We start from the raw sequence: 23,666 nt of genomic DNA on the forward strand, positions 1-23,666 counted from the left end.
ACCTCTCTACTTAGTTTCTACGCATACCTCGTCTTTTTGTATTCGACTCTTTAACTTGCAAAGGTAAAGTTGTCGATGCGAACTCTTTCATGACTTTACGGTAAACATCTCTTTTAAAAGAAACAACCTGTCTTACTGGATACCAATAACTCACCCAACGCCAATCATCAAATTCAGGATGACCACTTGCATTAAGATCTATGGCATTTTCGGGACTTTTCAATTGTAGCAAAAACCATTTTTGTTTTTGCCCGATACACACGGGTTTACTATCTTGTCTGATTAACCGCTTAGGTAGCCTATAGCGTAACCATGATCGCGTCGATGTTAGAATTTGCACATGTTCTGGCTTTAATCCTACTTCTTCGTATAACTCACGATACATGGCTTCTTCTGCTGACTCTCCATCGTCAACGCCACCTTGAGGAAATTGCCAGGAATGTTGGCCAAATCGTCTTGCCCACATAACCTGCCCAAAGCGATTACAGATAATGATGCCCACATTTGCACGAAAGCCGTCACTATCAATCACATGGACTCCGAACTATTAACTATTAATCTTTTGATTGTTTCACAAAGCGTGTCTGGCGGCAAATATCTGTTACACGGCAGGCTTTGGATAAAATTAGCTAATTGAGCCATTACGCCCAACCTTATCAACAGCACATAAAGACAACTTGCAATGATATCCACAAAAACTGTGGATATCTCTGTTAGAAACTCAGTTAAAGTCTAATAACTTAGCGTTTTAGTATTGGTTTATTAAATTTACCTTAGTGCCAATAAACACATAAAAAACTTAATTTACAATTAGATAGGCACACACAAAAGAAACCAACTTCAACAGCACGACCTAAAAGCCTATTTTTTAACCAGTAAATTTAAAAGCCATACATTAGCTAATTGCCAAAAGGGGTTATTCACAACTGCAACTATTTAGCTGTGAAAAAAAGCAAATAATCCGTCTCTAATTGCATTGACAGATCACATTTATTACAGTAGCAGGCTTGTTACTTAGACTTATCCAATAAATCTGTGGATAACTATGTTGGAAAAATAGGGAAAGCACAGGTGTAACTAACAAATAGTTGCTACTGATTCAAAACCCTATAAAAAGATCACTCCTTAATTCATAAACTTAGCCACTATAATAAAAGTTATCACCAAGGCACTAATTGCAAGTTCATTTTTTAAACACATTTGATATCAGTGTTTATATGGGTAAAATCAAGGATATGAAAAAAGCATTTAACTCCCCTGCTAGCATTGACGAATTAATGCTACGCGCAGAAGCAATGGCGGGCTTAACTTTAGGCCAATTAGCCAATTACCACGAAATTGAAATGCCCAAAGACCTTAAACGACATAAAGGCTGGGCCGGACAATTAATTGAGCTTGAACTTGGGGCGCTTGCAGGCTCAAAACCAGAGCAAGATTTTGTCCATTTAGGTGTAGAGCTAAAAACAATCCCTGTGAGTCGTACAGGTAAAGTGCTTGAAACGACGTATGTAACAGTGGCTCCACTAACAGATATTCAAGGTCTTACTTGGCAAAACAGCGTAGTTTGCCATAAGTTACAACAAGTACTTTGGATCCCTGTGCAAGGCGACAGAGATATACCGTTAGCTCATCGCCAAATTGGCTCACCAATCTTATGGCGTCCGTCAGCAGAAGAAAGTTACTTACTGCAACAAGACTGGGAGGAGATCATGGAATTTATCTCTATGGGGCAAGTAAACAAAGTCACAGCTCGTCATGGCGAAGTTTTACAACTTAGGCCAAAAGCTGCCAATAGTCAGGTGCTCACCGACAGTATTGGCAAAGATGGTCAGCTGACTCAAACTAACCCAAGAGGCTTCTATTTGAAGACACAATTTACCCAAAGAATACTTTCTCAGCTACTTTGAGTTATTTTTGTACCAAAAGTCACACTCATTTGACTTAGATCACAAATACTACTGGTAAAAGTAGGGGGATTTTCTATAAACTAGCGCCTCCTAAAAACAAGTAGCATTTGGATACCCCTTTAATAGTGAAAGCACGTATACAGGCGAAGAAATTAACCTTTGCTATATTCGCTTGGACTTCGGCCATGGCGGCTTTCGTATTCTTTCGATACGCGCAAACTCCGGAACTTCCACAGTGGGCCATTGGTTCCGCTGATTTAGCGACGCTTTCAATTTATATGGGAATTATTTTCGGCAGCCTACATTGGATGTCGAACTTGATTGCAGACTTTAGTGCAATCAATCGTTTACCTTATGTTTTCTCAGTTGTTTTTAAAGGTCTATTCCTATTACTTGGCGCAACCACGCTGGCCTATATTACTCAATACCTCAATATGTGGGCTATTGAGAACCATATGACCACCTTGCGCCAAATGCTAACCGCACACATTCTTTATAGTCCTTCATTCCAAGCATTGATTGTTTACTTAGTTGTCGTGCGTGTCGGGCTAGCATTCATCGAGCAGATGGCGTTACTTGTTGGCCCAAGAGTGCTACTTAACATAGGGTTAGGTAAATATCACAAGCCAAGATATGAACAACGCTTATTCCTATATTTAGATATGGTTGCTTCTACAACCCATGCTGAATCCTTAGGTGATTACCGTTTTAGCCGCTTAATTCAAGATAGCTTTAGCTTATTGGCAGATACAGTAACCAACAACGAAGCGGAAATTTACCGCTATATGGGTGATGCTGTGCTTATCCACTGGCCGCTAAAGGATGGTATTAAAGAAGATCGTTGCTTTAATATCTACCATGAGTTTAGTCAGCAACTAAGCTGGCAAAGACAGTATTTTGAAGAGCAGTACGGCTTTGTACCTAAATTTAAAGCTGCAGCCCATTGCGGCCAAGTCGTAGCGGCTGTCGTTGGTGTGCAAAAACAAGAGATTAGTTTCTTCAGTGATGTGCTAAACACACTAGCTAGATTGCAAGATCAGTGTAACCCGCTTGGCCAACGTATGTTGATCTCGGGCTCATTGCAGTCACGTCTTGAGTATAGTGACTCGCAATATCAACTTAATAGCTTAGGCCCAATTAAGTTAAAGGGTAAGCAACATTCAATTGAAGTATTTGGTGTATCACCAAAAGGTTCACAGTAAGCCGATAACAGCTATCGGCTTTACTGCATTTTAACGCTTAACGCTCATCTTCTTGATCAAGCAACTTCTGGATCTCTAAGCCTAAGGTTCTAAAAGTTAGAATACGGCTAGATGTTTGACGCCAAACCAAACCAATATCACGATAAGGCGTATCGCCTGGCGGTGCCATTGTGGTTAAATCGGTATTATTCAAAATGCCGGCATCAATTGCCATTTGCGGTAAAAAAGTGGTACCCAATTTACAATTAACCATTTGTACAAGTGTATGCAAACTGGTCGCAGCAAATGGGTTAATCTTTTCGCTTTCACCTAACTGACATGCCGTGATTGCATGACCAGTAATGCAATGCTCAGCCTGTAGCAAAAATATACTTTCATCAGGCAGATCTTGATAATCAATAGGCTCATGGATCTCATCAGTCAGATCTTTATGGACTACCATCTTGAATGGGTCAATACCTACTTTCATGCTATGAAAGCCACTGGTATCAACCGGAAGCGCTAGTAATAATAGATCCAACTCTCCCTTACCTAGCGCATCGATTAAACGGTCAGTGGTGTCCTCTTTTAAGAACAAAGTTAAATCGGGGTATACCTGCTTACAATGCTGCACCACATTACTCAATAAAAACGGTGCAATCGTTGGAATACAACCTAAACGGATCTCCCCCGTCATCGGCTCTCCCTGATGTTTAACCAACTCAACCAAGTCATCAACATCCGTTAGCAGCTTGCGCGAGCGCATAACCACTTCTTCGCCAATCGCGGTGAAGATGAACGACTTATGATCGCGCTCAATTAACTGATGCCCTAGCTGCTCTTCAAGGTTTTGAATGCCGCTTGATAAAGTTGACTGGCTAACATGACAGATCTTTGCCGCTCTGTTGAAGTTCTGCTCTTGGTGCAGGTTCACCAGATAAAACAGATTTTTTAGACTAGGTAGATGTTTCATAAAATAGATTACCAATGACAGAATTTATCTAATCGTTCTATCTAACTCTATCATAGTTCACTAACATAACTGCGACTTACCACTGATAGTTTGTGAACTGAATCAAAATTGCATGTTTATATTGATTGTTATTAATTTCTATCCACAATTTCAGGGAACAGTAGATAAAAAAATAGCGCAGTGGATAAATCCAAACTGCGCTATTTCTAAAGTCGGCTTATATTAAGCTTTAGACTCTAGGTATTCTTTCAACTGTTGTAGGTCTTTTGAACCGTATTCAACAATTTCGTTCAACCACACGCCGTGCTCTTGTTCCCAAGCAGCTTCTTCGCCGTGTTGCAATAATTGAGCAAACTGCTGAATGCGTTTTAAACCAACTGAACCTGCTGCACCTTTGAACTTGTGCGCTTCACTACAAAGAGTATCTTTATCATTTGCTTCATGAGCGCTAACTAAGTTGCCAATATATTCAGGCATTAACTGTTCAAATAAGACAACGCTTTTAAGTAGCGTGCCAGCACCAATTGCACTGCAGTATTGCTCCAGTGTATTAAGATCCAAAATTGATTCTAATTCAGCTGTTGCCATTTAGGCACCTCTCAAAATATTGCCGAGTGTATACAAAAGATGATTTTACCACATAATACCCGCTAAATTCTTAGGTGCAACAACTAGTGTCACATGAGGTTAAAAATCGCGTAAATTTAACCATTTAACAACCTTAACGCAACCAAGGTTACCTATATAAAGCTTCATTTGCGATATTATCTTACTATTCAAGCTATTACCCCTATCAAATCAAAGGGTATCTTTCAAATACTCGCCCTGACCACCTTTCTCTTTAAGATCATCAACAATCGCCACTAGGCCGTTCCAGCGATAGGCACACCAGTCTGGTCCCAAGAGCATTGGCTTTTTAGCGTAAGCGGTAACTCTATGAAAAATAATTTCTTTCGGAGTATAACGAATGATTTCACCAACACTATAAGCATAGGCATCAAGTTCTAGTAAGGTCATTTTGCCATTACGCCAAGCTTTAGCCATGGTGCTACCGTCAACGATGTGTAAAGGGTGCACCTTGAGGCCGTCAACCCCAACTGCTAGTACCTTATTCAAGGTTTCAAGGTAATCGGCGTGCTCTTCACCAGGCAAACCTAGAATTAAATGAGTACATACTTTAATCCCCAAGCGGCGAGCACGTTTTACCGTATCTTCATACGCAGCAAACGTATGACCTCGGTTGATCTTTTTAAGGGTATTATCATTGGCAGACTGTAACCCAAGTTCAAGCCACACATCTACGCCATCATTTTGATAACCGACAAGCAATTCAAGCACTTCATCAGGTACACAGTCAGGACGAGTGCCAACACAAAGGCCAACAATGTCACTATCTTGAATAGCTTCATCGTACTTTTGCTTAAGCACTAAGTACTCATCATAAGTGCTGGTATAAGCTTGAAAGTAAGCAATGTACTTAGATGATTTAGATGATAAACGTTCGCGACCTTGAGCGAGTTGCTCTTGGATAGACAGTTCAGTTCTATGCTCATGGCTAAATGAGGCAACATTGCAATATGTACAACCGCCCTTACCTAATGTGCCATCACGATTTGGACAAGTGAATTTAGCATCAATGGTCAACTTACGGATCCGTTCACCGTACTTTTGTTTGCATACACTACCAAAGGTATTAACGTAACTATCCAGTCCCAACTCTTCTATCTACCCAGCTTAAAAATTTGCGCTATTTTAACCAGTTCCTAAATACATTAATTAGCGCTAGCTCAAATAACCGCAAAACTCGTTATACCAAGGTGAAGATTTTACTGTCATCTGCTTGCATTATATCTACATTAAGATCTGCTTATGCATAACTAGTCATTATGAAAAGTGATTATCATTTCACTGTATATGCAATAAAAATCACTTTACGCAAAACCGATATAATCAACATTTTTGTTACAAAATCACAAACTCAATTAAATGTAATTTTTAAAATTCTTTTTATTCATAAGGTTATACACAACAATTTACAGTTTACGTTAAGGTAAAGCGATATTTGTAAGTGTATGAAACGGCACTTCTTAGTTATTTTTTATGCAATAATTTGGTTTGACCTTTAATCAGCTTAGGGTTAATTTGATTGATTCGGGTGCATATCTATAGAGATTTTTTGCTTTATCTCCCGAGTTGTATCAGTTGAGGTTAGGGAGTGTAGTAATGAGCTTATATCATCCAAGTTTCGAGCGGGACAATTGTGGGTTTGGCTTAATAGCCCAGATGGACGGTGAGCCTAGCCACCGTATTGTACGTACCGCGATTCACGGCCTAGACCGAATGAAGCATCGTGGGGGAATTGCAGCAGATGGACGCACTGGTGATGGCTGCGGACTGTTAATGCAATTACCGATTAATTTCTTTAAAGCAATCGCTGAAGAAAATGACTGGCATTTAAGTCGTCGTTTTGCAGTGGGAATGCTTTTTCTTAGCCAAGACGCCATCTTAGCAGCCCAAACAAAGCAACTATTAGAACAAGAACTGCAAAAAGAGACCTTAAGTGTTGCAGGTTGGCGTGATGTCCCAGTTAATAATGATGTACTCGGGGAAATCGGTAAGGCAAGTCAGCCACAAATAGTTCAGGTCCTCATTAACGCCCCTATTGGTTGGCGTGAAAAAGATCTTGAGCGTCGCCTATATATGGCAAGACGCCGTGTTGAGCAACAACTGACTCACGACAAAGATTTTTATGTGGCGAGTCTCTCTGGTCAGGTCATCGTTTACAAAGGCTTAATGATGCCGGCTGATCTGCCTGCATTTTACAGTGATTTAGCCGATATCCGTTTGCAAAGCGCCATCTGTTTATTCCACCAGCGCTTTTCAACTAATACATCACCTAAATGGCCGCTGGCACAACCGTTTAGATATTTGGCCCATAACGGTGAAATCAATACCATTACCTGTAACCGTCAGTGGGCAAGAGCCCGTGCCTATAAATTCCACGCTCCATTGCTGCCGGACTTACAGCAAGCAGCGCCTTTTGTGAATGAAACAGGCTCAGATTCATCATCGTTAGATAACATGTTAGAAATGCTACTCGCTGGCGGTATGGATCTCTATCGTGCTATGCGTTTGCTTATTCCACCAGCATGGCAAAGTAATCCAGAAATGGATCCTGAACTAAAAGCATTTTACGACTTTAACTCCATGCATATGGAGCCGTGGGATGGTCCTGCCGGTATTGTAATGACCAATGGTCGCCACGCAGCCTGCGCCGTTGACCGTAATGGTTTACGCCCATCACGTTATATCATCACTAAAGACCGCATCTTAACCTTGGCTTCTGAGGTTGGTATTTGGGATTACGCTGCCGATGAAGTTATAGAAAAAGGCCGTGTCGGTCCCGGTGAGCTTTTAGTTCTTGATACTTTAAATGGTCAGTTATATTCATCATTTGAGATTGATAACGATTTAAAACGTCGCCACCCTTATAAGCAGTGGATGGCAAAACACAGTAAAGTACTGACACCAGCTGAAGAGTTTGGTCCAAATGAGCAAGGCAAGCGTGAATTTGATAGTGCACAGCTGCTGCAATATCAAAAGCACTTTGGCTATTCCCGCGAAGAACTAGAGCAAGTTATTTGGGTGCTAGCGCAAAAAGGCGAGGAAGCCACAGGCTCTATGGGTGATGATACGCCAATGGCAGTATTGTCGAAAAAGTCGCGCACAATTTACGACTATTTCCGTCAAAAGTTTGCTCAGGTAACTAACCCGCCTATCGACCCATTACGTGAAAAACACGTAATGTCACTTACCACTTGTGCTGGTCGTGAGCAAAACTTATTTAATGAAACTACCGGTCATGCCTACCGAGTAATGTTTAACTCTCCAGTGTTACTATTTAGCGACTTTAACCAGCTAATGGCGCTCGATAGCACTTACTATCGAGCTAATACTGTTGACTTAAACTATGACCTAAATGAAGGGTTAGAGGCTGCAGTTAAACGTATTTGCGATGAAGCAGAACGTCTAGCTCGCTCTGGAACAACATTGCTTGTGTTATCAGACCGTGCAACTGCAAAGTCTAAGCAAGTGATTCCAGCCGCTATGGCGGTAGGCGCTGTACAGCAAGTGCTAGTGAATAATAGCCTACGCTGCGACACTAACATCATTGTCGAAACAGCTTCAGCTCGTGATCCACACCATTTTGCAGTGCTATTAGGGTTTGGTGCCACAGCGATTTATCCTTACTTGGTTTATGAATGCATTTCAGATCTTGCTGAGCGCAACGGCGTAAGCAACACTCGTGATTTGATGCTGAACTTCCGCCAAGGGATCGATAAAGGTCTACGCAAGATCATGTCTAAAATGGGCATTAGCACTGTCGCTTCTTATCGTTGCAGCCAGCAGTTTGAAGCTGTAGGTTTAGCTGATGAAGTGGTCGAGTTATGCTTTAACGGTGTTATTAGCCGTATTCAAGGCGCAACTTTTGAACTTATTGAGCAAGATCAGCAGATACTGCATAAACATGCCTTTAGAGCTCACCAGCCATTATCACAAGGTGGTCTATTAAAGTATGTTGAAGGCGGTGAATACCACTGCTTTAACCCTGATGTAGTTAATACGCTACAAGCCAGTTTACGTGACCAAGATTATCCAAGTTATAAGCGCTTTACTGAGCTTGTGGATAATCGTCCCGTGGCAACGCTTCGTGACTTAATTGAAGTTAAAGGCGAGCTCGCTCCTGTTGACCTAAACAAAGTAGAAACAGCAAAGACCTTGTATCCACGTTTTGACAGCGCCGCAATGAGTATTGGTGCACTAAGCCCTGAAGCACATGAAGCTTTAGCCGTTGCGATGAACCGCTTAGGTGGCCGCTCAAATTCGGGTGAAGGCGGAGAAGATCCACGCCGCTTTAATAGCGAAGGCAACTCTGCGATTAAACAAATTGCATCGGGCCGCTTTGGTGTTACCGCACATTACTTAGTCAATGCTGAAGTGCTGCAGATTAAAGTTGCTCAGGGTGCAAAACCTGGCGAAGGTGGTCAGCTGCCGGGGGATAAAGTCAGTGTTGAAATTGCAGCACTACGTAATGCGCGCCCAGGTGTCACCCTAATTTCGCCGCCACCGCATCACGATATCTATTCAATTGAAGATTTAGCTCAGCTAATTTTCGATTTAAAACAGATTAATCCTAAGGCACTGGTATCAGTTAAGCTCGTATCAGAACCAGGTGTTGGCACGATTGCCACTGGTGTGGCTAAAGCCTATGCCGATATGATCACCATATCTGGTTATGATGGTGGTACCGGTGCAAGCCCTATCACTTCAGTTAAGTACGCAGGTAGCCCATGGGAACTCGGCCTTGCTGAAGTCCACCAATCACTCGTTGAAAATGGACTACGTCATAAAATCCGTTTGCAAGTTGATGGCGGGCTAAAAACCGGTAAAGACGTCATTAAAGCGGCATTACTGGGCGCTGAAAGCTTTGGTTTTGGTACTGTGCCTATGATTGCACTGGGCTGTAAGTACCTACGTATTTGCCACTTAAATAACTGTGCAACAGGTGTTGCAACCCAAAACCAGAAACTGCGTAACGAGCATTATCATGGTCTGCCAGAGCGTGTAATGACTTACTTTGAGTTTGTCGCTCAAGAGATCCGCGAATATATGGCCGACCTAGGTGTTACTGAATTTGAGCAACTAGTGGGTCGAAGCGATTGGTTAGCGGCTATTGAAGGTGAAACAGCTAAGCAGCAAGCATTGGATTTAGCACCGATTCTATATCGCCCAACAGTGCCAGCAACCTCTGCCGTCACTTGGCGTGAAACCAATCCGCCATCAGATCTTGGCCAATTAAACCAACGTCTGGTTGCTGATTGCCAAGAAGCAGTACTTGCTGGTGTACCGATTTGTGAAATGTTCAGCATCAACAATACCGACCGCTCTGTTGGAGCAAGCTTATCAGGCTTTATTGCAACCCATGTTGGTCGAGACGGTGCTAAAGCGCCAATCACCCTTAAGTTTAACGGTAGTGCAGGTCAAAGCTTTGGTGTTTGGAACGCTCCCGGTCTTGAGCTTATGTTATGCGGTGATGCCAACGACTACGTAGGTAAAGGCATGTCTGGCGGTAAGATCTGCGTTTATCCGCAACTTGGCAGCCCATTTAAGTCAGAGCGCTCAACCATTTTAGGTAATACCTGTTTATATGGTGCCTCTGGCGGCAAACTATTCGCTTCCGGGCAAGCCGGTGAGCGTTTTGCAGTACGTAACTCTGGCGCAATCGCGGTCGTTGAAGGCTTAGGTGATAACGGTTGTGAATACATGACTGGCGGCATAGTCGTGGTACTGGGTAAAACCGGAGTTAACTTTGGCGCCGGTATGACTGGTGGCTTTGCCTATGTGTTTGATCAATACAGCCGCTTTAACCGCCGGGTCAATACCGAAATGGTCGACACTCATAAAGTGCAGTCGCCTATTCAGCAACAGCATTTACGCGGACTCATCGAGCAACACGTAAAGGAAACCAACAGCGAACACGGCAAGATGATCTTAAGCGATTTTGAAAACTGGATAGATTGCTTTGTACTGGTTAAGCCAAAAAATGTTGAGCTTAGCGACCTATTAAAATTAGAACAATCAGAACCTGCACTAGCAGTCAGAGCGGGGTAATTAAAGATGAGCAATGATTTTCAGTTTATAGAAGTTGGGCGCAAAGACCCAACTAAGCATGCAGCTAAACAACGTGCAACTCAGTTTATTGAGATTTACCAGCCTTTTGCCCAGCCACAGGTAAAAGAACAAGCAGACCGCTGCTTAGACTGCGGTAACCCATATTGTGAATGGAAATGCCCACTGCATAATTACATTCCTAACTGGCTTCAATTAGCCAAGCAGGGTCGTATTATGGAAGCGGCTGATTTGGTACATGAAACCAATACCCTGCCAGAGATCTGCGGCCGTGTTTGTCCACAAGACAGATTGTGCGAAGGCGCCTGTACGCTTAACGAAGAGTTCGGTGCTGTCACCATTGGTAATGTTGAAAAGTACATTACTGATACAGCAATCTCTCAAGGTTGGCGCCCTGATATGTCAAAGGTCACGCCACGTAAAGAGCGAGTAGCAATTGTAGGTGCAGGCCCTGCGGGTCTTGGCTGTGCCGACATTTTAGCCCGTAACGGTGTCAATGCTGTAGTGTTTGATAAAAACGTACAGATAGGTGGCCTGCTTACTTACGGTATTCCGTCATTCAAACTCGACAAAGAAGTGATGCAAATTCGCCGTAACGTGCTTGAAGGCATGGGCATTGAATTTAAGTTAGGTGTCACCGTAGGTAAAGATATCGACTTTAAAGATTTGATTGAACAGTATGATGCCGTGTTCTTGGGGATGGGTACCTACACCGCAATGAAGGCTAACTTGCCCGGTGAAGAGGCAACTGGCGTTCATCAAGCTCTGCCTTACCTGATCGGCAATACTCATAATGTTATGGGTACTCAGTGTAGTGAAAACCCATACCTGAGTCTTGAAGGTAAGCGCGTTGTGGTGCTTGGCGGTGGCGACACGGCAATGGATTGTGTTCGCACAGCAGTGCGTCAAGGCGCAACTCAAGTAAGCTGTGTTTATCGACGTGATGAAGAAAACATGCCGGGTTCACGCCGTGAAGTACAAAATGCTCGTGAAGAAGGCGTTGAATTTCTATTTAATCGTCAGCCAAGTGAGATTAAAACTCAAGACGGTAAAGTTGTTGGTATTGAGTGCATCGAGACTCAACTAGGCGAAGCTGACGAAAGTGGTCGTCGTCGCCCGCAACCGATTGCGGGTAGTGAGCAAGTATTAGATGCTGACGCGATTATTATTGCTTTTGGTTTCCAGCCTAGCCCAGCTAAATGGCTCGGTGACTACAATATCGAACTGAATGATTGGGGTTTAGTTAACGCACCCAAAGTAGCTGATAACCCATTCCAAACTACTAACCCTAAAGTGTTTGCCGGTGGCGATATGGTACGTGGTTCAGATTTGGTTGTAACCGCGATTGCCGAAGGGCGTGATGCGGCAATGGGTATTCTAAATTACTTAGAAGACTAATAATTAATTAGAAGACTAACGGTTACTTAGAAGACCGGCTAAGAAAAGGTCCAATCAACGCCCATTCGCTTAGCAATCCTATGGATTACGGTTTGGTTATAAAACTTTAGCTTGTAGCGGTTGTAAAAAGTTGCTTGTGAATTGCGCTTCGAAAGAGGCGCTTTTTTTTGCCCTACCATTTTACCTAATAGTATTCTTATTGAGCCATATTTTTACCGAGCTACACTTTTACCAGGTAGTATTTTAACCAACAATATCACTAGTCAAGGTATCCAAAGCTTACATCGTTTCTAACAATTACTTTATCCCTCGTGCCATTAACATACAAAAATCACTTTACTCTTAATCTGTTGTGGAGCGATTGGACCAATATCATTAATCGACACGCTTTGCTTACTTTCCCCCTTAAACCAAAACCAGCCACCATGGTCAATGCCAACTAAAGTTTTTACCATGTAGCCATAGCGTGGATGTAATAACTTCAACATGTCACCAGCCTTTAGGCTTTGCCTGTCAAAATGCTCAGTAAGCAACACAAAATTCCCGCTTTTAAGTCGAGGGAACATGCTGTCCCCTGTGACTTTATTAAAACTGATCCCAAACATATAAAGCTCTTATGACTCAAGTTTTGGGTAAACCAACTTTTCAGTTGGTGGATAAGGGCTAGTTGCTACGTAAACCGCTATACCTTTGCTAAGCCAAAAAATCTCAGCAAATCGATTCACTTTTTCTAATAGCTCTATCGTTACAGCCCTATCAATATGCTGTTTCGCTTTTGAGGCCAATAACATGATGCTATGCACCAATTCATGTAGCTCTGGATAGCTATCAAGTTGCGGTTGCTTTATATAATCGCCCCAAATGACTCGTATCTCGTCTTTTACTTTACGGCCATGCTGCTCTTTTTCAGCAATAAGTCGAATAAACTGTGCTTGCTGATTACTACTCATGCTTTCAAAAGCTGGCAGTTCTTCCAATAAGTCCACCATTCGTATCATAGTCAACACTGCAAGCTGTGCGGTAATCGGATCGTAAATCTTACATGGAATATCACAATGAGCAGCCACTGTTGCAAATGGCGCTCGACGGTCAACTTGACTGAGGATTTTAGCTAACATAATGACTCCTAGTGCTGATTGAATGTCGAGTGAGCTTCATTGGCTTTGCTGTTGTCCAACTGAGTTTTAGCCAGCTGAGTTTTAGCTTGCTTGGCTTTGAGTAACTTAACAACCATAACAGCAACAATAACAATAGGCGCAGCCCAGAGTATATGGATTAAATTTGCCGACTCGGCACTGTGGTCATGCCCGGGATGCGCCATAGCGGCTGTTGAAGTGACATACGCAGCACTAGCACCCGCGGTTAACATTAATTGTTTAAACATACCTATTCCTTTAATCGAAAATAATCCTTTATCAAAGCCGCTCTAACATAGAGGCTTTTGGCTTAGCTAAATCTTCTAACCATCAACCGAGCGGTTTTAAGCCAAGCGCTAATGCAGCGGAGTTTGCTTCATTCCTATTTGCTCCGCAGTTTGCTCAAGCGCCGAAATGCAGTCATCACAAATAGGATGACGTTTGGCAAACTCCAGCAATGGCGGGATGGTCAAACTCAAACTTTGAAACGCACAGCTTCGCACCTCATCTGTTACTGAGTCATTGTTCGATAAGCTTTGCACCTCTTGGTGAGCATTTTTTAAATAATGCAGTGCAACTTCCGTTTTATCCTGGCACTCATTTAAATGTGCCAAATTATGCATCCCCGCAACCCAAGCAAATAACAACTCTCTGTCGCTTACTTGATGCGACCATTGGTTTTCAATCATAGCGACAGCTTGCTGATAACAATTTTGAGCATCCATCCAAGATGCTTCTTTAAAGTGTTGATTACCTGTAGTCATAAGTTGTTGCCAGTTTTCCATTTCATCACCAAATTAAATTAAGAGTGCGAGTTAAAAGACATGCTAATAGCGCCAGTTAAATCATAAGGAGCAATATACTTAATTGAGCCAAGATAACGACTAGCGTAATCGCGACAGCTCAATGCTATTAACAATGCCTATTCAAAGGCTCATATCAATACGAATAAAACTCAAATGAGAATAATTCTCAATCAAGTTATCACGGGTGATAATTTTGCTCAAACAGCAAAGTAAAAATTTACGTATGTAAAGAAGAGGAAGCCTGAAGCTGGCAGGGAATTAGCTCAAAGGTCGGCGATCAAAATACTGGCTTAGCAGTTATCAATAAATGATTGATAACTGCCAATAAACTAGAATAAATCTAACGTCATAAAGGCACTGTATGGATCAAGTTGATAATCCGCAAAAGGAGCACACTCCTTAAAACCAAATCGCTGGTATAGTTTTTTAGCAGGTAAAAATGCAGCCATCGAGCCAGTTTCCAAACTTAGCTTTGTGTAACCGCGTTGCTTCGCCTCGGCAATAATATGAGCTAACAATGCTTGTGCTACGCCTTGACGCAAATAGAGGCTAGCGGTGCGCATCGATTTTATTTCACCATGAGTCAAATCGAGCTGCTTTAATGCTCCACACCCAGCAAGTTGCATAGCTTGCGCATTTTCTTGATGCAGTTCTTCAATCCACAAGCTCCAAAAAGTGACGTCATCGGCCGCAAGACCAGATACGTCTAACGCATGTACACTTTCCGCGGGGGAGTGAAGTGCCATGTCTTGATGGTGCTCAGCAAGCAATGACAATATCTGCGGATGTTCAAGCTCACCCAATTTAATCTGCATATCTTTCCTTATTAAAATCATCCTTAATTTAGCATTAGTTTAACTGCAGTAAATCCCATTTAGTACCATAGAGATCGCTAAAGACTGCAACTGTGCCGTACTCCTCTACTCTTGGCTTTTCAGCAAACTCAACACCTCGCAACTGCATATCTTCATAGTCACGCCAAAAGTCATTGGTGTGTAAAAATAAAAACACCCTGCCACCGGTTTGATTACCAACAGCAAGTGTTTGTTCTGCACTACTTGCCTGCGCCAACAGTAAGTTTGTGCCATTGCCATTAGGTGGAGAGATCAGTACCCAACGCTTACCATCACCTAAGTCGGTATCTTCGACCAATTCAAAACGCAGTTTTTGAGTATAAAAAGCGATTGCGTCGTCATAATTTTCAACAACTAAAGCAATACTACCAATTTTCTGTTTGATTTGATTTTGCATTGATGACTCTTTATTAAAAGCTATTTATCCAGAAGACTAAGTGTTGAGAATAACAGCTCCGAAAGTAAACTCGTTACAAAAAGCTAAGCCTTATCGGTAAACTTGCTGAGTAGACCGAGTAACAGTTTTTGCTTTCGCTCAATAAATGGCATTGGTATTACTCCCTTTAATACTCAGCTTGTTTAATTTCTTTAGAATAAGATACAAACACCCGACTTCTCATCTTATCTACAAGGCTTTTTCACTAACGTTAAATGCCGTGGTATATTAGCGCCCATATTCATTTAGCTAGTTAAAAAGGTCATTTCATGAAAATCGGTATTATTGGCGCAATGGAGCCAGAAGTTGCGCACTTAGTTGCGTCAATGACAAACCCAAGCTCTACTACCATCGCGGGTATCGAGTTTGTTGCTGGTCAATTAGCAGGTAAAGACGTCATTGTGACACGTTCTGGTATCGGTAAAGTGACAGCGAGTATCGCTACTACACTACTTATCGAAAAGTATGCTCCAGATGCCATCATTAACACTGGCTCTGCAGGCGGGTTTGTTGACGACCTAGCTATTGGCGATATCGTTATTTCATCTGAAGTACGTCACCACGATGTTGACGTGACAGCTTTTGGTTATGAAATTGGCCAAATGGCGCAACAACCTGCGGCGTTTATTCCTGATGCCAAATTAGTTGCTGCGGCGCAAAAAGCGGTTGCTAGCCTTGGTGAAGTAAAAACCATTGAAGGCCTTATCTGTACTGGCGATAGTTTTATTTGCGATCCTGTACGCACTAAGACCATGCTTGAAAACTTCCCAACTATGGCAGCTTGTGAAATGGAAGGCGCTGCAATTGCGCAAGTATGTCACCAGTTTAACGTACCATTTGTGGTTATCCGTTCACTGTCTGACAATGCTAACAACGACTCGCCTGTCGATTTCGACGAGTACATTGTTAAAGCGGGTCATCACTCGGCATTGATGGTTATCGCTCTACTTGAACAGCTTTAAGCAATACCGCTTTAGTCGTTAAAAAGTAGATAGTACAAGGATAGCGCGGCAATATGGTTCCAGAGTTTACTAAAATCTTCTCTCAAGATAGTCAGCTTTACACTGGAGCCTTAGTGCTTTTAGTGTCCATTTTACTGGCACGTATTGCGCCATTGCCACGCAGTCTGCAACCACTTGAGTGGCTATCTCAAGTGGCCAAAAATCTAAGTTTAAAAGTCAATCATAATGGCCGCGCTAATTCACAGCAGTTAATTGCTGGTACATTAGCTATGTTGCTGTTAATTGTTCCTTTTTGGGCTGTGATTAGTTTTTTTATCGAACTTGCGGAGTTTCCGTGGTTTTTTGAAGCGGTCACGATTTACCTTTGCCTGCAAGATGATCACTTTCGATATATTGCCAATGAAGTGGTGATATTAATTAAACGTGATAACAAAGTGCGCGCTCGCAGTTTATTAGAGCCTTGGCTTAACCGCAGTACCCAATCGCTCTCAAATGTTGGCTTATGTAAAGCCACTATTGAGCGACTATCAACTACCTCAATTTACGGCACTGTTTCTGCAATTTTGTTTTACGCCATTGGCGGTGTGCCTTTGCTCATTGTGGCGAGGATGCTAAAACAACTTGAGTTTTGCTGGCCAATCTATAATCCGCAGTACCGTTACTTTGGCATGCCTGTTTACGCCCTAAGTACCCTGCTTCACTTTATTCCTGCAAAACTGTGGACACTCAGCCTAGCCATTCAAGGGGGGCCGCAAAGCTTGGCAGCCTTATTTAACCCTAAAGTTAATGGCGTACCAATGAATGAGTACCAAACATCTGAAGTGGTAGCATGTGCGCTTAACATTGAACTTGGCGGGCCGGTAAAATTTAACAGTGTTAAAGTCGATATGCCCAAGGTCAGCTATGGTCGTCACCCTAACGAAGATGATGTTAAAAGTGCGGTAAAGCTTAATTCAATTGCTTTTAGCCTATGGGCGCTCGCAATTATCGTTTTACCGGGAATTTGGGCTGCGCTACGCATTCTGCAAGGCTAACAATCAAAACGAATAGCTTTACACCTATTTGCTTTATATCTAATTTAGTTAAAACCAATCCCTTTAAACTAGAACCAAGTTAAAAACTACAGTGATTAAAAGCGGAGCCATGTTGTGAAGACTATCGGCTAATCCGGTGCTTTGCTTATCATTATTGTGAATATTACTTAAGTTTGCTTAATTCCCGATGCTTATTTGCTCAGTAGAATGTCACCATCTTGTATAAATTGTTGGCATTGGTATCATTCCTTACACACTATGTTATCTCGTTTTAAGGCTGATTCCTTTGTTCGATAATATTCATGTTTCGCTAACAACACCTGCGTTACTCTTCCCAGCAATTTCATTGTTGCTATTAGCCTATACCAATCGTTTCTTTTCGTTAGCTGCGCTCATTCGCAATCTTAGCGCTGATGGCAAACCAATCCATACCGACCAATTAAAAAACCTTCGCCAACGCATCAGCATCATTAGGCGCATGCAAGAATCTGGCGTATTAAGCTTTGCGTTATGCGTACTATGTATGATTTTTATCTATATCGGTTTTAATAAAACCGGTTCGTTCATTTTTGGTTGTAGCTTACTGTTGCTGCTTTATTCACTGCTGCTTTCTGTTATCGAAATTCGTATTTCAGTTGATGCGCTAAACATCCACCTTGAAGAGATGGATAAATGATCGACTGGATCTATTTTTTTGACTTATGTGGTACAGCCGTATTCGCACTTTCAGGGGCGCTTGCCGCTGGTCGTCATAAAATGGATCCATTTGGTGTATTGGTACTGGCTTCAGTTACCGCAATTGGCGGCGGCAGTATTCGCGATGCGTTACTCGGTACAACTCCGGTTTTTTGGATCCAAGATCCCAACTATATAACGGTAATTTTGGCCACCGTTATAGTGACCTTTATTTTTGTGCGTAAACCTAAGCGTGTGCCGCGTTATATTCTACCTGTTGCAGATGCCTTAGGTTTGGCACTTTTTACCGTTATCGGCGCAGAAAAAGCCTTAAACGTCGGTTTAGATGGTATGACTGCCGTTGTGATGGGATTAATCACCGGCGTTGGCGGTGGCATTATTCGAGATCTGCTTTGCCAGCAAGTACCTATGGTGCTTCGCACTGAGATCTATGCAACCGCATCCATTGTGGGTGGAATATCCTACACCATTAGCCTCTATTGGGGCGCTGCCGATATGTTTGCCTTATTATTTGCAATGACTACCGCTCTCGTGATTAGATTAGCTGCGATTCGTTGGCACCTTTCCTTACCAGCATTTGATTTAAAGACACCGCGATAATGAGATTAGGACTTTTTAGTTTACTGTTTTGGCTTTTCAGCTTTTCGGCTTTTGCTAACATTGGCGATATGCCAAAAGAGCAACAACTTGCGATCAAATACATTCAAGCGCTCACTCATCAAGATTACTCAGGCTTGAGCCGCTTTTATAATCGTGAAAGTATTTTTAACGATAGAACTGCTGGACGTAAATATATTGGCAAACGCCATATCCTACAGTTTTTAAAGCGTGCTCACCGTGGTGTACTGGAATACAACTTTAATATTGAGCACATGTTTAACTCAGGCTCACTAGTGGTACTAATCGGGAATTATCGTTACAAAGGCCCAGGTGAACTGTTTGGCAAACCCGGACGCATTATTGATATAGCAATCCCCGGCGTGACAACACTTAAGTTAGATATGACCCATGAGCGTATCAAAGAACATCAAGACTTGATGGACTATCAAACCATGGCTGATCAGCTGGCTGTTCAATAGTCTCGCCAAGTTTAAGTAGTAAATAGTAAGTAGCAATAGATCACATTTTAACCTCAGCGCAGGAAACTTTTTAGTATTCATCTGTCAAAGTAATAGGAACTTTGGAAGCTGTAGGTTGTTATGAGAGTGCTCAATGTTATCCGCGCTATTTTGCTGTTATCCCCGCTAGTTTGTAACTCAGTATTTGCAATTGAGCAGCCTATTGTGGTGTCTTTTGCTGATCAACCCATCAATACCTTTAATCAACAACTGAAACAGGCTCAGCTGCAGCATAGAGGCTGGAGCAAACAACCAGAAACCATTTCAGCCCATTATGCCGGCGCCAACTTTAGGGTCGCTAAGGTAAAACAATATCAAGGTAAGGTACTAACTTATAATGTAAGTGCTGCTGATGCTGAGCATCCAAAGATGTTATTGATACTTTCGCTGCAAAAGCAACAAAATAACTGGAAGTTAGATGGGGCTAGATTGGCTTGGAAATGCAAAAACGGCCAGCATTTTAGTACTGACCGTTGTTCAATTAGCCATTAACTCGCATGTTGTAGTCAATGGCAAAGCTAGCAACTATTACTAGCTCTTAGGCAAACTAAATCAAAGTGATTTTTGCGAACTTACGCTTACCCACTTGGAATACTGCTGAGGTACCCACAGTCAATTGTAGGCGAGTATCTTCAATCTTATCGCCATCAATCTTAGCCGCGCCTTGTTTAATCATACGCATTGCATCAGATGTCGAGCTCACAAGTCCTGCTTCTTTTAGCAAGTTTGCAATCGCAATACCTTCGCCAGCAGCAATCTCTAACTCTTGAATATCGTCAGGGATATTGCCTTTCTGGAAGCGACTAATAAACTCTTGATGCGCAGCTTCTGCTGCAGCTTCATCGTGGAAGCGTGCAATGATCTCTTTTGCTAGTGCAATTTTAACATCACGTGGGTTAGCACCCGCTTCAACGTCAGCTTTAAACTGTTCAATTTCGCTCAATGGACGGAAAGATAGTAGCTCAAAGTAGCGCCACATCAACACGTCTGAGATAGACATGATTTTACCGAACATTTCACCGGCAGGCTCGCTCACACCAATATAGTTGTGTGCAGACTTAGACATCTTCTTAACGCCATCTAAGCCTTCAAGCAATGGCATCATGATTACTGTTTGTGGTTTTTGGCCAGCAGACTTTTGTAATTCACGCCCCATAAGCAGGTTGAACTTCTGATCGGTACCACCTAACTCAACGTCAGACTCCAGTGCTACTGAGTCATAACCTTGCAGTAAAGGGTACATAAATTCATGGATAGCAATTGCCTGACCTGAACCATAACGCTTTTTAAAGTCGTCACGCTCCATCATACGCGCAACCGTTTGCTGTGATGCAAGACGGATCATACCTGCAGCGCCTAATGGCTCTAACCAAGTAGAGTTAAACTCGATACGCGTTTTAGCTGGGTCTAAAATTTTAAACACCTGCTCTTTATAAGTTTCAGCGTTTGCTAAAACTTGCTCGCGAGTCAATGGTGGACGCGTGCTGTTTTTACCACTTGGGTCACCGACCATACCAGTGAAGTCACCAATCAAGAAGATCACTTCATGACCTAGCTCTTGGAAGGTACGCATCTTGTTCAAAATCACAGTATGACCAAGGTGAATATCAGGAGCGGTTGGGTCAGCGCCGAGTTTAATTTTTAACGGGCGACCTTCTTTCAACTTCTCCAGCAAGTCCGACTCGAGTAATATCTCGTCGGTGCCACGTTTTATTTCTGCTAATGCTTGCTCTAAATCAGCCATATTGGCGCTTACTCCTGGGAGCCTAATCAAAAAAATATGGGCACTCATGTTACTTGTTAGCAAGCACAAATGAAAGTGTGTACACTAAAGGGATCACTAAGAAAGAGTTAATTTGGTATCAAGGTCAATGGGAAAGGTTATAACTTTATTTAAATTACTGCCAAAATTACATCAAATGCTCTTATGCGGTTTAGTTTTTGTCACGTTAATTATTATCTTTATGCCATCGGAAGATGTACAGGCATCGAAACAAACCCCATCATCAAATGGCGAATATGACGTTAATACACGTTACAGTGTGCCGTTAGCTTTTAGAGAGCCAACTCCCCCATCAGCGACATTAAGTGAATCAACACCCGAACAGCACAATCGTAAGCAGGCACTCGTACCAAGTAGCACTAAAAAGAGTGTTACAGCCGCAGAGGAAAAGGTTGAAGCTCTGCCACCAGCCCCCAAGCTTAACGAAAAACGTTTTCAAGTAAAAAGCGGCGATACGCTAGCGGCACTATTTGAGCGTGCTGGATTAACAGCAAAAGATGTTTATGAGGTCACTCAGCTACCTAAAGCGAAAAAGAACCTACTTAAAATTATGCCTGGGGATAACTTAGTTATCGCCAAAAATGAACACGGTAAACTTGTGCAGTTAAGGTACCACCTCGATAAAATCACCACGCTTATTGTTGATAACGGCGCTGATGGCTATAAAGAATCAATCGTTAAGAAAACCGTTGAGGCACGTTCAAAATTTGCCAGCGCAACCATTGAAAACAACTTTTGGAATGCTGGTGTAAATGCAGGGCTTACGCCAAATCAAATCATGCAACTGGCCACCATTTTTGGCTGGGATGTGGATTTTGCTTTAGATCTGCGTAAAGGCGACCAATTCTCAATGATCTTTGAAGAAGAGTTTGCCGATGGTGAGTTTTTGAAAAACGGTAATATTCTCGCAGCTGAGTTTATTAACCAAGGCGATCGTTATACTGCTGTACGCTATAAAGACGGCACTTATTATTCAGAAGATGGTCACAGCATGCGTAAAGCCTTTTTACGCTCGCCAGTCGACTTTAAATATGTCAGCTCAAGCTTCAATCCACGCCGTTTACACCCAGTTACAGGCCAAGTTAGAGCCCATAGAGGTGTAGACTATGTGGCAGCTGTTGGTACGCCAATTAAAGCCGCTGGTAATGGCCGAGTCATAAAATCTAGCTATAACCAATATAACGGTAATTATGTGTTTATTAAGCACAACGACACCTATACAACCAAATATTTACACCTAACCAAACGTAACGTCAAAACCGGTCAGTCGGTTAAGCAGGGACAAATTATTGGTACATTAGGCTCAACGGGCCGTGTAACAGGGCCGCACTTACACTATGAGTTCATTGTAAATGGTGTTCACAGAAACCCTCGCACCATTAAACTGCCAAAGTCGGATCCTATTGCGAAGAAAGAGAAAGCACAGTTCGCTCAGCTCAGTAAGACCATGATGGCTGAATTAGCACACCACAAGCAGGTACAAATTGCAGCGCATTAGCGCTGCTAGCTTTGGCTAATCTGACTCATCTTTTATCCATGACAAGACTCACTTAATAGGTCTGATACTATGCAAAACAGTTATTACGTTGGCTTGATGTCTGGCACCAGCATGGATGGTGTTGATGCCGTATTAGTCAGCTTTGACGGTGATACACCTACACTTATTGGATCTCATACAGAGGCATTACCTAAAGCATTACTTTCAAGCCTACAAAAGCTTTGTCTGCCGGGTAACGATGAAATTAATCGCCTAGGTCATTTAGATAGAAGCATGGGCATATTATTTGGTAAGGCGACTAATGCATTACTTGCTAAGGCTAATGTCGATAAATCTCAGGTCATCGCTATTGGCAGCCACGGCCAAACAGTGCGTCATATGCCAAACCTTGAGATGGGCTTTACTCTGCAAATTGGTGACCCGAATACCATAGCGGTAGAAACCGGGATCAACGTAATTGCCGACTTTAGACGCAAAGATGTTGCTCTTGGCGGCCAAGGTGCACCTTTGGTACCCGCGTTTCATCAACATGTTTTTGCCAACCCAAACCATCAACGGATCATCTTAAACATTGGCGGAATAGCCAATATCACTTATCTACCGGGCAACAGTGACGCAGTAACCGGTTTTGATACAGGACCCGGTAACGGCTTAAGTGATGCATGGATCCAGCATCAACTAGGGCAAGCGTTTGATAAAGATGGTGAATGGGCAAAATCGGGCACAACAGATCAAAAAATGCTTAGGCACTTATTATCACACCCATACTTTGTCCTCGCAGCGCCTAAAAGCACTGGCCGAGAACTATTTAACCAAGCTTGGGCTGAGCAGCAATTATCAGAATACGGTTACCTCAATGAAGCGGATATTCAGTCAACTTTGTTGGATTTGACTTGCTATAGTATTGCCAATGATGCACTTAAGCTAGCAGACAATGGCGAAATGTACGTTTGTGGCGGTGGCGCATACAACAAAGAACTCATGCATAGACTACGCAAGCTGCTGCCAAATTATAAAGTGGTGACCACCTCTGAGCTTGGCATGGATCCACAATGGGTTGAAGGCATTGCATTTGCTTGGCTAGCAATGCGTCATCACTTAGGCTTGCCTGGCAACCTACCAGCAGTAACCGGAGCATCTAGAGAAGCAGTGCTCGGCTCATTCTACCCGGCTAACTAAAGCAGCTTATGCTGT

23 protein-coding genes are annotated in these 23,666 nt (G+C 42.6%); 12 read left to right on the forward strand and 11 right to left on the reverse strand.

The genetic code is table 11. The annotated features are described in order from the left end of the window. Window positions 1-10 precede the first annotated feature (10 nt). Entirely contained in the window at window positions 11-532 is a 522-nt protein-coding gene (rppH, locus tag MSG37_RS02290) for an RNA pyrophosphohydrolase (RefSeq protein WP_248468936.1), read from the reverse strand. 703 nt (window positions 533-1,235) lie between these two features. On the opposite strand from rppH, the gene mutH reads away from it, so the two are divergent. Continuing rightward, window positions 1,236-1,907, forward strand: coding sequence for a DNA mismatch repair endonuclease MutH (gene mutH, locus MSG37_RS02295; RefSeq protein WP_248468937.1), 672 nt, complete (start codon window positions 1,236-1,238; stop codon window positions 1,905-1,907). A 125-nt stretch (window positions 1,908-2,032) separates the two neighbouring features. Then, the gene (locus MSG37_RS02300; RefSeq protein WP_248468938.1) at window positions 2,033-3,109 is read left to right on the forward strand and encodes an adenylate/guanylate cyclase domain-containing protein; all 1,077 of its coding nucleotides are present in this window, start codon (window positions 2,033-2,035) and stop codon (window positions 3,107-3,109) included. A gap of 37 nt (window positions 3,110-3,146) precedes the next feature. On the opposite strand, the gene oxyR is transcribed toward MSG37_RS02300, so the two are convergent. From oxyR to MSG37_RS02315, 3 genes are all read right to left on the reverse strand, one after another. Then, window positions 3,147-4,061 (reverse strand): hydrogen peroxide-inducible genes activator, encoded by a 915-nt coding sequence (gene oxyR, locus MSG37_RS02305; RefSeq protein WP_248468939.1) that lies wholly within the window; start codon window positions 4,059-4,061, stop codon window positions 3,147-3,149. A 222-nt stretch (window positions 4,062-4,283) separates the two neighbouring features. Continuing rightward, entirely contained in the window at window positions 4,284-4,649 is a 366-nt protein-coding gene (locus MSG37_RS02310) for an Hpt domain-containing protein (protein ID WP_248468940.1), read from the reverse strand. Window positions 4,650-4,859: 210 nt separating this feature from the next. Further along, window positions 4,860-5,777: a TIGR01212 family radical SAM protein gene (locus MSG37_RS02315; RefSeq protein ID WP_248468941.1), complete on the reverse strand. Its 918-nt coding sequence runs from the start codon at window positions 5,775-5,777 to the stop codon at window positions 4,860-4,862. Between the two features lie 507 nt (window positions 5,778-6,284). Here MSG37_RS02315 and gltB point away from each other — a divergent pair. Then, window positions 6,285-10,733: a glutamate synthase large subunit gene (gltB, locus tag MSG37_RS02320; RefSeq protein WP_248468942.1), complete on the forward strand. Its 4,449-nt coding sequence runs from the start codon at window positions 6,285-6,287 to the stop codon at window positions 10,731-10,733. 6 nt (window positions 10,734-10,739) lie between these two features. After that, window positions 10,740-12,149 (forward strand): FAD-dependent oxidoreductase, encoded by a 1,410-nt coding sequence (locus tag MSG37_RS02325; protein ID WP_248468943.1) that lies wholly within the window; start codon window positions 10,740-10,742, stop codon window positions 12,147-12,149. Window positions 12,150-12,466: 317 nt separating this feature from the next. Here MSG37_RS02325 and sodX read toward each other — a convergent pair whose 3' ends face one another. The 6 genes from sodX to MSG37_RS02355 all read right to left on the reverse strand — a co-directional run bounded on the left by sodX (window position 12,467) and on the right by MSG37_RS02355 (window position 15,342). After that, window positions 12,467-12,754 (reverse strand): nickel-type superoxide dismutase maturation protease, encoded by a 288-nt coding sequence (gene sodX / locus MSG37_RS02330; RefSeq protein ID WP_282446544.1) that lies wholly within the window; start codon window positions 12,752-12,754, stop codon window positions 12,467-12,469. 9 nt (window positions 12,755-12,763) lie between these two features. Continuing rightward, a complete protein-coding gene (gene sodN / locus MSG37_RS02335; protein WP_248468944.1) occupies window positions 12,764-13,267 on the reverse strand; it encodes a superoxide dismutase, Ni in 504 nt (167 codons plus the stop codon). A gap of 8 nt (window positions 13,268-13,275) precedes the next feature. Further along, a complete protein-coding gene (locus MSG37_RS02340) occupies window positions 13,276-13,533 on the reverse strand; it encodes a hypothetical protein (protein WP_248468945.1) in 258 nt (85 codons plus the stop codon). A 108-nt stretch (window positions 13,534-13,641) separates the two neighbouring features. Continuing rightward, on the reverse strand, window positions 13,642-14,070 hold the full coding sequence (locus MSG37_RS02345; protein ID WP_248468946.1) for a DUF2753 family protein: 429 nt from the start codon (window positions 14,068-14,070) through the stop codon (window positions 13,642-13,644). Window positions 14,071-14,420: 350 nt separating this feature from the next. Beyond that, on the reverse strand, window positions 14,421-14,906 hold the full coding sequence (locus MSG37_RS02350) for a GNAT family N-acetyltransferase (protein WP_248468947.1): 486 nt from the start codon (window positions 14,904-14,906) through the stop codon (window positions 14,421-14,423). 34 nt (window positions 14,907-14,940) lie between these two features. Further along, window positions 14,941-15,342: a VOC family protein gene (locus MSG37_RS02355; protein ID WP_248468948.1), complete on the reverse strand. Its 402-nt coding sequence runs from the start codon at window positions 15,340-15,342 to the stop codon at window positions 14,941-14,943. Between the two features lie 308 nt (window positions 15,343-15,650). Between MSG37_RS02355 and MSG37_RS02360 the strand changes: the two genes are divergently transcribed. From MSG37_RS02360 to MSG37_RS02385, 6 genes are all read left to right on the forward strand, one after another. Next, window positions 15,651-16,343, forward strand: coding sequence for a 5'-methylthioadenosine/adenosylhomocysteine nucleosidase (locus MSG37_RS02360; RefSeq protein ID WP_248468949.1), 693 nt, complete (start codon window positions 15,651-15,653; stop codon window positions 16,341-16,343). A gap of 53 nt (window positions 16,344-16,396) precedes the next feature. Further along, window positions 16,397-17,377 carry a cobalamin biosynthesis protein gene (locus MSG37_RS02365; protein ID WP_248468950.1) on the forward strand — a complete coding sequence of 327 codons (981 nt, stop codon included), beginning with the start codon at window positions 16,397-16,399 and terminating at the stop codon, window positions 17,375-17,377. Window positions 17,378-17,675: 298 nt separating this feature from the next. Continuing rightward, complete coding sequence (locus tag MSG37_RS02370) at window positions 17,676-18,053, forward strand: DUF2721 domain-containing protein (RefSeq protein WP_248469139.1); 378 nt, start codon at window positions 17,676-17,678, stop codon at window positions 18,051-18,053. Beyond that, entirely contained in the window at window positions 18,050-18,673 is a 624-nt protein-coding gene (locus MSG37_RS02375; RefSeq protein WP_248468951.1) for a trimeric intracellular cation channel family protein, read from the forward strand. Before MSG37_RS02370 ends, MSG37_RS02375 begins: the two co-directional genes overlap by 4 nt. Then, window positions 18,673-19,152, forward strand: coding sequence for an ester cyclase (locus MSG37_RS02380; protein ID WP_248468952.1), 480 nt, complete (start codon window positions 18,673-18,675; stop codon window positions 19,150-19,152). Before MSG37_RS02375 ends, MSG37_RS02380 begins: the two co-directional genes overlap by 1 nt. A 120-nt stretch (window positions 19,153-19,272) precedes the next feature. After that, complete coding sequence (locus tag MSG37_RS02385; protein ID WP_248468953.1) at window positions 19,273-19,683, forward strand: hypothetical protein; 411 nt, start codon at window positions 19,273-19,275, stop codon at window positions 19,681-19,683. 55 nt (window positions 19,684-19,738) lie between these two features. Here MSG37_RS02385 and tyrS read toward each other — a convergent pair whose 3' ends face one another. Beyond that, window positions 19,739-20,935, reverse strand: a complete 1,197-nt coding sequence (tyrS, locus tag MSG37_RS02390; protein WP_248468954.1) for a tyrosine--tRNA ligase — start codon at window positions 20,933-20,935, stop codon at window positions 19,739-19,741. Between the two features lie 127 nt (window positions 20,936-21,062). On the opposite strand from tyrS, the gene MSG37_RS02395 reads away from it, so the two are divergent. Together MSG37_RS02395 and MSG37_RS02400 are read left to right on the forward strand one after the other, a co-directional pair. Next, window positions 21,063-22,472: a peptidoglycan DD-metalloendopeptidase family protein gene (locus tag MSG37_RS02395; protein ID WP_248468955.1), complete on the forward strand. Its 1,410-nt coding sequence runs from the start codon at window positions 21,063-21,065 to the stop codon at window positions 22,470-22,472. Between the two features lie 69 nt (window positions 22,473-22,541). Next, the gene (locus MSG37_RS02400; RefSeq protein WP_248468956.1) at window positions 22,542-23,651 is read left to right on the forward strand and encodes an anhydro-N-acetylmuramic acid kinase; all 1,110 of its coding nucleotides are present in this window, start codon (window positions 22,542-22,544) and stop codon (window positions 23,649-23,651) included. The last annotated feature ends 15 nt before the right edge of the window (window positions 23,652-23,666 follow it).

It is taken from the genome of Shewanella sp. 1CM18E (assembly GCF_023161665.1).
Lineage (GTDB): Bacteria > Pseudomonadota > Gammaproteobacteria > Enterobacterales > Shewanellaceae > Shewanella.